Annotated in this window: 14 protein-coding genes; 1 reads left to right on the top strand and 13 read right to left on the bottom strand. The window is 61.8% G+C overall.

Going from position 1 to position 12,690, the window contains the following annotated elements; translation table 11 throughout:
* Window position 1 precedes the first annotated feature (1 nt).
* The 12 genes from hisD to CEJ45_RS20170 all read right to left on the bottom strand — a co-directional run bounded on the left by hisD (window position 2) and on the right by CEJ45_RS20170 (window position 9,740).
* A complete protein-coding gene (gene hisD, locus CEJ45_RS20225) occupies window positions 2–1,318 on the bottom strand; it encodes a histidinol dehydrogenase (RefSeq protein ID WP_088756885.1) in 1,317 nt (438 codons plus the stop codon).
* Window positions 1,319–1,357: 39 nt separating this feature from the next.
* Window positions 1,358–2,008 carry an ATP phosphoribosyltransferase gene (gene hisG, locus CEJ45_RS20220; RefSeq protein ID WP_008332468.1) on the bottom strand — a complete coding sequence of 217 codons (651 nt, stop codon included), beginning with the start codon at window positions 2,006–2,008 and terminating at the stop codon, window positions 1,358–1,360.
* A gap of 29 nt (window positions 2,009–2,037) precedes the next feature.
* The gene (murA, locus tag CEJ45_RS20215; protein WP_088756884.1) at window positions 2,038–3,288 is read right to left on the bottom strand and encodes a UDP-N-acetylglucosamine 1-carboxyvinyltransferase; all 1,251 of its coding nucleotides are present in this window, start codon (window positions 3,286–3,288) and stop codon (window positions 2,038–2,040) included.
* Window positions 3,289–3,297: 9 nt separating this feature from the next.
* On the bottom strand, window positions 3,298–3,534 hold the full coding sequence (locus CEJ45_RS20210; RefSeq protein ID WP_017453768.1) for a BolA family protein: 237 nt from the start codon (window positions 3,532–3,534) through the stop codon (window positions 3,298–3,300).
* A 47-nt stretch (window positions 3,535–3,581) separates the two neighbouring features.
* Window positions 3,582–4,346 carry an ABC transporter permease gene (locus tag CEJ45_RS20205; RefSeq protein ID WP_034330737.1) on the bottom strand — a complete coding sequence of 255 codons (765 nt, stop codon included), beginning with the start codon at window positions 4,344–4,346 and terminating at the stop codon, window positions 3,582–3,584.
* Window positions 4,343–5,263 (bottom strand): ABC transporter ATP-binding protein, encoded by a 921-nt coding sequence (locus CEJ45_RS20200; RefSeq protein WP_088756883.1) that lies wholly within the window; start codon window positions 5,261–5,263, stop codon window positions 4,343–4,345. Before CEJ45_RS20200 ends, CEJ45_RS20205 begins: the two co-directional genes overlap by 4 nt.
* A 326-nt stretch (window positions 5,264–5,589) precedes the next feature.
* Window positions 5,590–5,883, bottom strand: a complete 294-nt coding sequence (locus tag CEJ45_RS20195; RefSeq protein ID WP_088756882.1) for an STAS domain-containing protein — start codon at window positions 5,881–5,883, stop codon at window positions 5,590–5,592.
* 57 nt (window positions 5,884–5,940) lie between these two features.
* Window positions 5,941–6,582, bottom strand: a complete 642-nt coding sequence (locus tag CEJ45_RS20190; RefSeq protein ID WP_088756881.1) for an MlaC/ttg2D family ABC transporter substrate-binding protein — start codon at window positions 6,580–6,582, stop codon at window positions 5,941–5,943.
* Between the two features lie 284 nt (window positions 6,583–6,866).
* The gene (locus CEJ45_RS20185; RefSeq protein WP_088756880.1) at window positions 6,867–7,604 is read right to left on the bottom strand and encodes an MlaA family lipoprotein; all 738 of its coding nucleotides are present in this window, start codon (window positions 7,602–7,604) and stop codon (window positions 6,867–6,869) included.
* Between the two features lie 5 nt (window positions 7,605–7,609).
* Window positions 7,610–8,086 carry an outer membrane lipid asymmetry maintenance protein MlaD gene (gene mlaD / locus CEJ45_RS20180; protein ID WP_088756879.1) on the bottom strand — a complete coding sequence of 159 codons (477 nt, stop codon included), beginning with the start codon at window positions 8,084–8,086 and terminating at the stop codon, window positions 7,610–7,612.
* A 74-nt stretch (window positions 8,087–8,160) separates the two neighbouring features.
* Complete coding sequence (mlaE, locus tag CEJ45_RS20175; RefSeq protein ID WP_088756878.1) at window positions 8,161–8,940, bottom strand: lipid asymmetry maintenance ABC transporter permease subunit MlaE; 780 nt, start codon at window positions 8,938–8,940, stop codon at window positions 8,161–8,163.
* Window positions 8,937–9,740, bottom strand: a complete 804-nt coding sequence (locus CEJ45_RS20170) for an ABC transporter ATP-binding protein (protein WP_187697722.1) — start codon at window positions 9,738–9,740, stop codon at window positions 8,937–8,939. Before CEJ45_RS20170 ends, mlaE begins: the two co-directional genes overlap by 4 nt.
* A 406-nt stretch (window positions 9,741–10,146) precedes the next feature.
* Here CEJ45_RS20170 and ychF point away from each other — a divergent pair, with 406 nt between their 5' ends.
* Window positions 10,147–11,238: a redox-regulated ATPase YchF gene (gene ychF / locus CEJ45_RS20165; protein ID WP_088756877.1), complete on the top strand. Its 1,092-nt coding sequence runs from the start codon at window positions 10,147–10,149 to the stop codon at window positions 11,236–11,238.
* Between the two features lie 248 nt (window positions 11,239–11,486).
* On the opposite strand, the gene CEJ45_RS20160 is transcribed toward ychF, so the two are convergent.
* Window positions 11,487–12,041, bottom strand: coding sequence for a hypothetical protein (locus tag CEJ45_RS20160; RefSeq protein WP_088756876.1), 555 nt, complete (start codon window positions 12,039–12,041; stop codon window positions 11,487–11,489).
* Window positions 12,042–12,690: the final 649 nt, after the last annotated feature.

Genomic DNA, 12,690 nt, shown 5'->3' with positions numbered 1-12,690 from the left:
GTCACTTCCTGAGCCGCAGTTCGGCCGAGCGGGCGTGGGCCTGCAAGCCTTCACCGTAGGCCAGCTCGGCGGCGATCTTGCCCAGCGTCTGCGCGCCCTCTTCCGAGACGCGGATGATGCTCGAACGCTTCTGGAAGTCATACACGCCCAGCGGCGAGGAGAAGCGTGCCGTGCGCGAAGTCGGCAGCACGTGGTTGGGACCGGCGCAGTAGTCGCCCAGGGACTCGGAGGAGAAGCGTCCCAGGAACATGGCACCGGCGTGACGGATCTGGTCCGCCCACTGCTGCGGCTCCTGGGCGGAAATCTCCAGGTGCTCGGCGGCGATCATGTTGGCGATCTCGCAGGCTTCTTCCATGTCGCGCACCTTGACCAGGGCGCCCCGGTCGGTGAGCGACGTACGGATCACGTCCTTGCGCGGCATGTCCTCCAGCAGGCGGTTGATGGAGGCTTCGACCTTGGCGATGTAGTCCGCATCCGGGCACAGCAGGATGGATTGCGCCAGTTCATCGTGCTCGGCTTGCGAGAACAGGTCCATGGCGATCCAGTCGGGATCGGTGGCGCCATCGCAGATCACCAGGATCTCCGAAGGTCCGGCGATCATGTCGATGCCGACCACGCCAAACACGCGGCGCTTGGCGGCGGCCACGTAGGCATTGCCGGGCCCGACGATCTTGTCCACCTGCGGGATGGTGGCGGTGCCATAGGCCAGCGCGCCCACGGCTTGCGCACCACCGATGGTGAAGACACGGTCCACGCCGGCAATGGCGGCTGCGGCCAGCACCAGTTCATTCTTCACGCCATCCGGGGTCGGCACGACCATGATGACTTCCTGCACACCGGCCACCTTGGCCGGAATCGCATTCATCAATACCGACGAAGGATAGGCGGCCTTGCCGCCCGGCACGTAGATGCCCACGCGATCCAGCGGCGTGACCTTCTGGCCCAGCTCGGTGCCATCGGCTTCGCGATACAGGAAACCATCTGAACCGCATTCCTTCTTCTGGCGCTCGTGATAGGCGCGCACGCGGTCGGCGGCGGTCTGCAGCGCATGGCGGCGCGCCTCGGGCAGGCCTGCCAGTGCGGCTTGCAGGGCATCCTTGCCGATTTCCAGGCCAGCCACGGAAGCGGCCTGCAGGCGGTCGAAGCGCTGGGTGTATTCCAGTACGGCGACATCGCCGCGCGCCTTCACGTCGGCCAGGATGGTCGCTGCAGCGCGATCGATGGCCTCATCTTCACTGGCTTCAAAGGCCAGCACGGCCGACAGCTTGTCACGGAAGCCGGCATCGGCGGAATCGAGTTTTCGGATGGCAATGCTCATGGTCTCACCTGCTCTGCGAAGATATCTGGGGTCGTGGGATTACTTGGCCTTGGAAGCCTTCTCGAAGGCATCGAGAATCGGCTGCAGGCGCTCGCGCTTCAACTTCAGCGCGGCCTGGTTCACCACCAGGCGCGAGGAGATGTCGATGATGTGCTCGACTTCCACCAGCTTGTTGGCGCGCAGCGTGCCACCCGTGCTGACCAGGTCGACGATGGCGTCCGACAGGCCCACCAGCGGGCCCAGTTCCATGGAGCCATACAGCTTGATCAGGTCCACGTGCACGCCCTTGGCGGCGAAGTGCTCGCGCGCGGTGTTGACGTACTTGGTCACCACGCGCAGGCGCGCACCCTGGCGCACTGCATTGGCGTAGTCGAAACCTTCCTGCACCGCCACCGACAGGCGGCATTTGGCGATGTTGAGGTCGATGGGCTGGTACAGGCCTTCACCGCCGTGTTCCATCAGCACATCCTTGCCGGCCACGCCGAAATCGGCCGCGCCGTATTGCACGTAGGTCGGCACGTCCGAGGCGCGCACGATGATGACGCGCACGTCGGGGTCATTGGTCGGCAGGATCAGCTTGCGCGAAGATTCGGGATCCTCGGCTACGGTGATGCCGGCAGCCTTGAGCAGCGGCAGGGTCTCTTCGAAGATACGGCCCTTGGACAGCGCCAGCGTCAGTTGTTGGGTCATGATGGTGTGCGTTTTCTGGGGTCCGTCAATTACTTGATGCGTTCAATATCGGCACCGATGGCCGACAGCTTGGCTTCCATGCGGTCATAGCCGCGGTCGAGGTGGTAGATGCGTTCCACCACGGTCTCGCCTTGCGCAGCCAGGCCGGCGATGACCAGCGAGGCCGAAGCGCGCAGGTCGGTCGCCATCACGGGTGCACCGAGGAATTTTTCCACGCCGCTGACGATGGCGGTATTGCCTTCCACATCGATGGCCGCACCCAGGCGATTCAATTCCTGGACGTGCATGAAGCGGTTCTCGAAAATCGTTTCGGTGACGTGGCTGGTGCCTTCGGCCAGGCAGTTCAAGGCCATGAACTGCGCCTGCATGTCAGTCGGGAAGCCCGGATATTCGGTGGTACGGAAGCTCACCGCCTTGGGACGCCGCGCCATCTGGATACGGATCCAGTCTTCACCCGAAGTGAGGATGGCACCGGCATCGCGCAGCTTGTCCATGGCGGCATCCAGCAATCCGGCGCGGGTGCGGTGCAGGGTCACGTCGCCGCCGGTGGCCGCGACAGCGCACAGGAAAGTACCGGTCTCGATACGGTCGGCGATGACTTCGTGCTCGGCGCCGTGCAGCTTCTCCACCCCCTGGATCACCAGGCGGTCGGTACCGATGCCCTCGATCTTGGCGCCCATCTTCACCAGCAGGTGCGCCAGGTCGCCCACTTCCGGCTCGCGCGCGGCGTTTTCCAGCACGGTTTCACCATCGGCCAGGGCGGCGGCCATCAAGAGGTTCTCGGTGCCGGTCACGGTGATCATGTCGGTGACGATGCGCGCGCCCTTCAGGCGCTTGGCCTTGGCATGGATGTAGCCGGCCTCGATATGAATTTCCGCGCCCATCGCCTGCAGTCCCTTGATGTGCTGGTCCACCGGACGTGAACCGATAGCGCAACCGCCGGGCAGCGATACCTTGGCCTGGCCGAAGCGCGCCAGCAAGGGGCCCAGCACCAGGATCGAGGCACGCATGGTCTTGACCAGCTCATACGGCGCTTCCGGGCGGGTGATGTCGTTGCCGTTCAGGACCAGCTGCTCGCCGTTCTCGCGCACGCGCAGGCCCATCTGGCTCATCAGCTTGGTAATGGTGACCACGTCCTGCAGGTGCGGCACATTGGAGAGCACCAGGTCGCCATCGGTGAGCAGGCCTGCGCACAGGATGGGCAGGGCGGCGTTCTTGGCACCGGAAATGGTGACGTCACCGGAGAGGCGCTTGCCGCCACGGATCAAAAGCTTGTCCATCGTGTTGCCTTATTTCTGGAATTCTTCGGGGGTCAGGGTCTTCATCGACAAGGCATGGATTTCTTCACGCATGCGGTCGCCCAGGGCGGCATAGACCAGCTGATGGCGCTGGATCAGGCGCTTGCCGGCGAAAGCCTCGGCGACGATGACGGCGGTGAAGTGCTGGCCATCACCCTCCACTTCCAGGTGCTGGCAGTCGAGGCCGGCGGCGATATAGCTTTTGACGAGTTCAGGTGTGGGTAGCATGTTGAGGCTCTTCACGGGAATGGGGGAGATGGCGGGGCGCGGCGTTTTCAATGCGAACCTGCGCGCAGCTTGTAGCCGCTCTTGAGCATGCGTACGGCCAGGGTCGACAGCGCCACGAAGAACACGGCGACGATACCGAGGCTGGTCATGGGGGGAATGTCGGACTGGCCGAAGAAGCCGTAGCGAAAACCGTCGATCATATAAAAAAACGGGTTGAAATGCGATACCGCCTGCCAGAACGGGGGCAGCGAGTGTATCGAATAGAACACGCCGGCCAGGAAGGTCAGCGGCACGATCAGGAAATTCTGGAACGCCGCCAGCTGGTCGAACTTCTCGGCCCAGATGCCGGCGATCAAACCCATGGTGCCCAGGATGCCGGCGCCCAGGAGAGCGAACACCAGGATCCACAGCGGCGCGACAAAGTCCAGGTGACCGAACCAGACGGTCACCACGAACACGCCCGCCCCCACCATCAGGCCGCGCACCACGGCCGCCAGCACGTAGCCGCCGAACAGCTCCCAGTGCGACAGCGGGGTCAGCAGCACGAACACCAGGTTGCCGGTGATCTTGGACTGGATCAGCGAAGACGAGCTGTTGGCAAAGGCATTCTGCAGCACGCTCATCATCACCAGGCCCGGCACCAGGAAGCCGGTGTAGTTCACGCCCGGATAGACCTGCACGCGGTCCTGCAGCACGTGGCCGAAAATCAGCAGGTACAGCAGGGCCGTGACGATGGGGGCCGTGATGGTCTGGGTGGCGACCTTCCAGAAACGCAGGATTTCCTTGTAGAACAGGGTACGGAAACCGATCATTTTTCATCTCCCATGATCTGGATGAAGACGTCTTCCAGGTCGGCCTGCTGCAATTGCAGATCGTCGATCTCCGCGCCAGAGGCACGCAGCGTGGCCAGGATGGGTTCGACTTCCTTGTAGTCATTCACGCGCAGCGTGTATTTGTTGGCGGCATTGCCGGCCAGCAGCTCTTCGGGATGGGTGACCAGCGCCTTCAAGCCATCAGGCAGGCTGCCGCGCTTCAGGCGCAGCACCATCTGCGAACCGGAGATGCGGCGGATCAGCGCATCGGTCGAATCCAGCGCCACCACCTTGCCGAATTTGAGCATGGCAATGCGATTGCACAGGGCCTGGGCTTCTTCCAGGTAGTGTGTGGTCAGCACGATGGTATGCCCCTCGCGGTTGAGGCGGCCGATGAACTGCCACAGGGTCTGGCGCAGTTCCACGTCCACCCCGGCAGTCGGCTCATCGAGCACGATGACCGGCGGCTTGTGCACCAGCGCCTGGGCCACCAGCACGCGCCGCTTCATGCCGCCGGAGAGCGCGCGCATGTTGGTATCGGCCTTGTTGGTGAGGTCGAGGTTTTCCATGACCTCGTCGATCCACTTGTCATTGTTGGTCAGGCCGAAATAGCCGGACTGCATGCGCAAGGTCTCGCGCACGGTGAAGAAGGGATCGAAGACCAGTTCCTGCGGTACCACGCCCAGGTTCATGCGCGCCCCGCGATAGTCGCTGACCACGTCATGTCCGTGAATGGTGACCGAACCGGAATCGGCCCGGTTGAGGCCCGCGATGATGGAGATCAACGTGGTCTTGCCGGCGCCGTTGGGGCCGAGCAGACCGAAGAATTCACCTTCTTCGATTGCCAGCGACACGCCACCCAGCGCCTGCAGGGACTGGTAGCGCTTCTTGATGTCTGTGATTTGGAGAGCGGCCATTGCCTCGCCCGTTCAATACGTTACTTGCCTGAAAGAAATAAGGAGCCAGGAGTTCCACCAGGGAATCCGCTGTCCGCCTCGCCTTGGCCGCGCCACTCCCAACAGGGGAAGCATGGGGCGCAGTCATGTTGTCGTTGTGCTATGAAATAGCCGGAAAGTCTTGCTGATGTCGACGGGCGGGAGAGTACCTGGCGGAAACGGAATCCGCGTGCCAACGCCGCCAGCGCGCCTGCAAAACCTTCGATTATAGGGGAATTCGATATTCCGGGCCGCCGCAGCACAGGCTTCCCGGCACCCGGGAGCCCGGGCCGCAAGGGAAAAGGCGATCAGTGATGTCGATCGGTAGCGGAGGTCGGCGCGGCTGCACCTTGCAACAGGGCGGTCACGCCGTAGAGATCAGCCAGGCTCTGCAGGTTGGCCGGCAAGGGGCCGAAATCCAGTGCGGCACCACGGCCTGCGGCGGCACGCCGCCAGGCCAGGAGGGTCGCCACGGCCGAGGAATCGACCACGGCCACCTCGCTGACGTCAATGCTGGCCTGGCCGGCGGCGATGGCCGAGAGGCCCTCGCGCAGGACGGTACTGGCATTGGAGAAGGTCAGCGAGGCGCCGGGCTTGAACATGATGCGTTCTTTCGGTTCGGGAGATGGGTCGATGAACGATAACGGCTTGTTTCCGGCTTACTTCTTGCCGTTGCCGCGTGCGGCCAGCTGCTGGTTCTTGTCGGTCAGCGCCTTGATCAGGCCGTCGATGCCGCCCTTGTTGATCTCGTTGGAGAAGGTGCCGCGATAGGCTTCCACCAGCCAGGCGCCCAGCACGTTGACGTCATAGAGCTTCCAGCCGTCGGCCTTCTTTTCCAGGCGATAGCTCAGCTGGATGGGCTCGCCACCGCGCGAGGAGATCACCTGCGAGTTCACTTCCACTTCGGTATCGGTGGGGGCGGCGCGCAGCGGCTTGAATTCGATCTTCTGGTCACGCACCTGCGACAGCGCGCCGGAGTAGGTGAACACCAGCAGGCTGCGGAACTGGGTGATCAGCTGCTTCTGCTGTTCCGGGGTGGCCTGGCGCCAGTAGCGGCCGGCGGCCAGCTGGGTCATGCGCTCGAAGTCGACGTAGGGCAGGATCTTTTGCTCCACCAGCTGCATGATGCGGGCGTTGTTGCCGGCCTGGATGTCCTTGTCGTTCTTGGCGGTATCCAGCACTTCCGAGCTGATGCGCTTGACCAGCGCATCCGGGGCTTCCTGGGCGGACGCGGCGCCCGAGAAGGACAGCGCAGGAACAGCCAGGGCGGCAATGGCGAAAAGTTTGGTAAGCATCTTCATAAGTCGGTTTTCCATTCGAGTCAGCAGGAGGTGCCGGGGCCGCCAAGGGCGCCGCGCAGTGCAGCGCGCCGACGGCAGCCGGCAAGTCCTTCGAAACCCGCCCGGGAGCGGGGTTCCCGCGCCGTCACAGTTCGGCACGGATGTTACAGATTGTCCGGAGAGGACAGAAAAACTGGGCAGACAGCGCAGATTGGGCAGTTGGCCCGCATTTCAAGACCAGACTGCAGCGCCGCAGGTGCAACCGCGGCCTCCCCCGCCGCACGGCAGGGGAAAGCCATCGGCCATCAAGGCTTGATGGCTTCTTCCTTCTGCTCGCGGCCGCCGGAGGCACCGTCGATCTGGCTCTGGCGGCGCTGCAGGTAGGCATCGCGCACGAAGTCGTACTTGTCCAGCGCGGCATCTTCCAGCAGGGTCGAGGCATCCAGCAACTGGGCACGGCGGTCGACGATGCGCACCACCGCACCGACGTTGCGCCAGCGGACCGGACGCTTGTAGGTCCACAGGTCGCCGTACAGGTCCACCGGCATGCCGGCGGTGTCGCGCAGCGTGGACGGGCCGAAGAACGGCAGCACCACGTAGGGACCGGAGCCTACGCCCCACTTGCCCAGGGTCTGGCCGAAATCGGATTTCTCACGCGGCAGGCGGGCTTCGGTCGCCACATCCAGCACGCCACCCAGGCCGAAGGTGGTGTTGATGGCCACGCGCATGAAGGTCGAGACCCCCTGTTCGATACGGCCCTGCAGCAGCTGGTTGATGGACGACCAGACATCGCCGATGTTGCCGAAGAAGTTGCCCACGCCATGCTGGATCGGGGTCGGCACCACGGTGTCGTAAGCTTGGGCGGCCGGCTTCAGGGCGACTTTGTCGACCGTGTCGTTGAAGCTGAACATGGTGCGGTTGAAGCCTTCCAGCGGATCATTCGCATTGTTGGCGGTGCTGGCGCAGCCCGTCAGGGCGGCGGCGGCCAGGGCGAAGGCGCCAAGACGACCTGCATAGGCGGTGTTGATGGTTTTTTTATTCATTTGATTCATTTGGAATCATCCTTTCCCTCTGCCGCCTTGCTGTACAGGAATTGACCGATCAGGTTTTCCAGCACGATGGCGGATTGTGTCATCTTAATCGTATCGCCCGAGGCCAGGTTAGCAGTATCGCCGCCTGGCTCGATGCCGATGTATTGTTCACCCAACAGACCGGAGGTCAGGATCTTGGCCGAGCTGTCCTTGGGGAATTTGTAACCCTCGTCCATGTTCAGCGTGACCACCGCGCGGAAGGTCTGGTCATCGAAGCGGATCGAATCGACACGGCCCACCACCACCCCGGCGCTCTTGACGGCCGCGCGCGACTTCAGGCCGCCGATGTTGTCAAAATTGGCCTTGAGGGCATAGGTCTTCTGGCCGAAGGACATCGAGCTCATGTTGCCGACCTTCAGCGCCAGGAACGCCAGCGCGGCCACACCGGCCAGCACGAAGATTCCTACCCAGGCATCCAGAGATTTACGTTGCATATTGAACCCTTTTTCTACCCTTTTATTCACATCATTGCGCCCCGAGCGGGCGCTTGTCCAAGTACTGCGGCGACTCAGCTGAACATCAGCGCCGTCAGCAGGAAATCCAGGCCCAGCACGGTCAGCGAGGCGATCACCACGGTCCGGGTCGTGGCCCGCGCCACGCCTTCGGGCGTCGGCTGGGCTTCATAACCCTGGAACAGTGCCACGAAGGTGACGGCAATACCGAAGACGATGCTCTTCAGCACGCCGTTGGCGATGTCATTCCACACATCCACGCCGCCCTGCATCTGCGACCAGAAGGCACCGTCATCCACGCCGATCAGCAGCACGCCGACCACATAGCCGCCCAGCACACCGACGGCGCTGAAGATGGCCGCCAGCACCGGCATGGCGATCACGCCAGCCCAGAAGCGCGGGGCCACCACGCGTTGCAGCGGGTTCACCGCCATCATTTCCATGGCCGAGAGTTGCTCGCCGGCCTTCATCAGGCCGATTTCGGCGGTCAGCGAGGTCCCGGCGCGGCCGGCAAAGAGCAGCGCCGTCACCACCGGCCCCAGCTCACGGGTCAGCGACAGGGCCACCAGCAGGCCCAGGGCCTGTTCCGAACCATACTTGTTGAGCGTGTAATACCCTTGCAGACCCAGCACGAAGCCCACGAACAGGCCCGATACCGTGATGATCACCAGCGAATAATTGCCGATGAAGTGGATCTGGTCGGTAATGAGGCGCGGGCGGCGCAGCAGGCCCAGGGACGCGCCCAGCATGTTGATGAACATGCGCGCAGCAAAACCCACGCCGACCACGAACTCGCGCACGCTGCGGCCCAAGCCGCTGACGAAACCGGCGATCACGCTGCACCTCCCAGGCCCAGGTCCTCGGCCAGCGACTTGCCGGGATAGTGGAAGGGCACCGGGCCATCGGCCTGGGCATGGACAAATTGCTTCACATAGGGATCGGTGGATTCGCGCATCTCTTGGGGTGTGCCCTGCGCCACGATCTTGCCGGCCGACAGGAAATACACATAGTCGGCAATGGCAAAGGACTCGTTGACATCGTGCGACACCAGGATCGAGGTCGAGCCCAGGGCATCGTTGAGCCGGCGAATCAGGTTGGCGGTCACGCCCATGGAAATCGGATCGAGCCCGGCGAAGGGTTCGTCATACATGATCAGGGCCGGATCGAGCGCGATGGCACGTGCCAGCGCCACCCGGCGCGCCATGCCGCCGGAGATCTCGGCGGGCTTGAGCGAGGCGGCATTGCGCAGGCCCACGGCGTTCAACTTCATCAGCACCAGGTCGCGGATGAGCGTTTCATCCAGGTCCGTATGCTCGCGCAGCGGGAAGGCCACGTTGTCGAACACCGTCATGTCCGTAAAGAGCGCGCCGTTCTGGAACAGCATGCCCATCTTGCGGCGCAACACGTACAGTTGTCTGGTCGCCAGCGAAGGCACGTTCTCGCCGTCGACTTCCACCCTGCCCTCTTGCGGCTGCAGCTGCCCGCCGATCAGGCGCAGGATGGTGGTCTTGCCGGATCCGGAACCGCCCATCACTGCCACCACCTTGCCGCGCGGGAAGTCCATCTGCAGACCGGTCAGGATAGGCCGGTCGCCATAACGGAAATGCAGATCGCGGATTTCGACGATATTAGTCAAAGCAGGCAAAGGGATTCTTTGAGGATTTGGGAAAACCGACATTGTAGAGCAAATTTTACAAATCGCTTTCAAGAAGGCAATACAGCCTGTAAATCACAGCCGCCGAAAAGCCCTGTTCTTTACAAGTTAGCAGCAGGTTCACTACAAATAGCCACTATTTCCTGCCGCCAACTAGATGACGAATGAGTCAGTTATATATTGCATATGAAAATAAATTCTCATTGCGTGGCGCGCCTGCAACGAAATGCTGCATTGCAGGCAATACCTGGGAAGCGAATCAAGGCTCGCATGGTAACAGTGATGGGGAGATACCACAGGGCGGGGTTGCGGAAGGATGCATCGCAAAGCTGGGGCTTGGGGCGTGCGGCTTGCTACAATGTCGGTTTTGCTTTCGGAAGAATCTGTCATGAGCCTCAAATGCGGCATCGTGGGTCTGCCCAACGTCGGTAAGTCCACTCTTTTCAACGCGCTGACCAAGGCGGGCATCGCCGCCGAGAACTATCCGTTCTGCACCATCGAGCCCAACGTCGGCATCGTGGAAGTGCCCGATCCGCGTCTGAAGGCGCTGGCCGAGATCGTCAAGCCCGAGCGCATCCTGCCGGCGACGGTCGAATTCGTGGACATCGCCGGCCTGGTAGCGGGTGCCTCCAAGGGTGAAGGTTTGGGCAACCAGTTCCTGTCGCACATTCGCGAGACGGACGCCATCGTCAACGTGGTGCGTTGCTTCGAAGATCCGAACGTGATCCACGTGGCCGGCCGCGTGAGCCCGCTGGACGACATCGCCGTGATCCAGACCGAACTGGCACTGGCCGACATGGGTACGGTCGAGAAGGCAATCCACCGCGAGCAGAAGAAGGCCCGTTCCGGCGACAAGGATGCCGCCAAGCTGGTGGCCCTGCTGGAGCGCATCATGCCGGCGCTGGACGAAGCCAAGCCGGTGCGCGCGCTGGGCCTGGATGCCGAAGAGATGCTGCTGATCAAGCCGCTGTGCCTGATCACGGCCAAGCCGGCGATGTACGTGGCCAACGTGTCGGATAGCGGTTTCACCGACAACCCGCTGCTGGACCAGCTGACCGCCTACGCCAAGGAGCAGAACGCGCCCATCGTGGCCATCTGCGCCGCCATCGAAGCCGAGATCGCCGACCTGGACGACGCCGACAAGGCTGACTTCCTGGCCGACATGGGCATGGAAGAGCCGGGCCTGGATCGCCTGATCCGCGCGGCCTTCAAGCTGCTGGGCCTGCAGACCTACTTCACCGCTGGCGTCAAGGAAGTGCGTGCCTGGACGGTGCCGGTGGGCGCGACCGGCCCGCAGGCGGCTGGCGTGATCCACACCGACTTTGAGCGCGGCTTCATCCGTGCGCAGACCATTGCCTTTGAGGACTTCATTGCCTTCAAGGGTGAGGCCGGTGCCAAGGAAGCGGGCAAGATGCGCGCGGAAGGCAAGGAGTATGTGGTCAAGGATGGGGATGTGATGAATTTCTTGTTCAATGTCTGATTCAACTTAGCCGTTTCAGGCAATTTCATCACGTTGCCGAAATCGCCAAAAACTAAAATCCTCGTGAATACGGGGATTTTTTTTGCTCCTTGATATTGAATGAAGCGCGCCACGGAGGAGGGCCCTATTCACGCTTTTTTTTTGCTAACTTGGGCCAGGGAGGATCAGCATAGGCGGCACGGGTAGAGCGTGCCAACAACGCTCCCAGGCGCCGGGGAATGATTCGCATACGGCGCCTGCTGTGAGGCTCAGTCGGGGTTTGCGCGGATGCAGATGTCATACTGCTTGGACAGATGGGCGTTGGCTTCGGCAACGAAGGCCTCGGGCACGCTTTCTACAATTGATGATCGCCCCTGCTCCAGGGTGAATATGCCGAAACGGTCTGTTGGATAATTCAGGAAATCGTAGATCAAGAGATAATCCGTGTCCGGCGTATCCTTGTAGCGGCAAACGTTTCTCAAAAACGGAAGACTTACCAAGAGGGTATAGACGCTGTAGGAGAAATGAAGGCTGCTGAATTGCCAGATGCCGGTTGTGGAATTGTAGGTCGACATGGTCAGGCCATAGCACTGCGATGAGCACCAGCCTTCGAGCGATTCCTTGACCGTTTGACCTCCGCACTCAACTTCGCTGTATTCCGCGATAAGGGCCTGCATGTCCTCCGGGTTGTAGTTGCCCTTGGTTTTCAGCCATCCGACCCAATCGTCGAAATCTGAGGGAAGGCCGCCATCGCTTTCCAGGTAAGCGGCATACGCCTGCGGGCTCAACTTGACACGCATATAAAATGAAGGTGTATCTGACATGGTCTGCCTTTCGAAAATGAGTGGACTACTTCATGGTTGATGCCGGCGCGCGCTGGCATCTCAGTTGCCAGAGTGTTGATTTACCCCCCAGCGTCGACCCTCTCCATTTGATCCGCCTTCCATTGATTACGGAAGGCAGCCATCCGGTCACCGGACCTTTCATCACCCCGCTCCCTCAAGACCGGCGACATCTGTTTCAGGGTTCGTCTGAGCTTGCGAGACTTGACCGCCTCTGCGCCTGCCTGAGTGGAAAGTCTGCGGGCAAAGGAATCGAGAGAGCTTGGCGCATGCCTTGCGGGATAAGAGGGTTCGCCGGCCTCGGCACGTATGTAGCGGCGAACCGCCTTGCGGGAAATCTCGGGCCTGCCGGTGATCTCCCGAACTGAGATGCGGTCTCTGATGGTCCAGCGTCGAATAATTCCAAGTAGGGCCACATTGATCACTCCGTTCTCTGGCTCGCCGTCACGAGCAGGATTGTGGTCTGAACATGAGCCAACTTTGAATGCAAATTTTCGGAGAAAGTGAGCCATTTTTGGATCGAGTCAACCAAGCTTTTCCTAGCGGCTCCACGAAGCCATGTCCTCCTCGTTTGAAGGCAGCTGCCCGCATTCAATGAAAGCCGAGTTTCGGCTATCATCAGCGCCTAGGC

Source organism: Herbaspirillum aquaticum (genome assembly GCF_002213425.1).
GTDB lineage: Bacteria > Pseudomonadota > Gammaproteobacteria > Burkholderiales > Burkholderiaceae_D > Herbaspirillum > Herbaspirillum aquaticum.
Note: the sequence above shows the minus strand (reverse complement) of the source record. Positions and strands in the feature narration are given on the sequence as shown.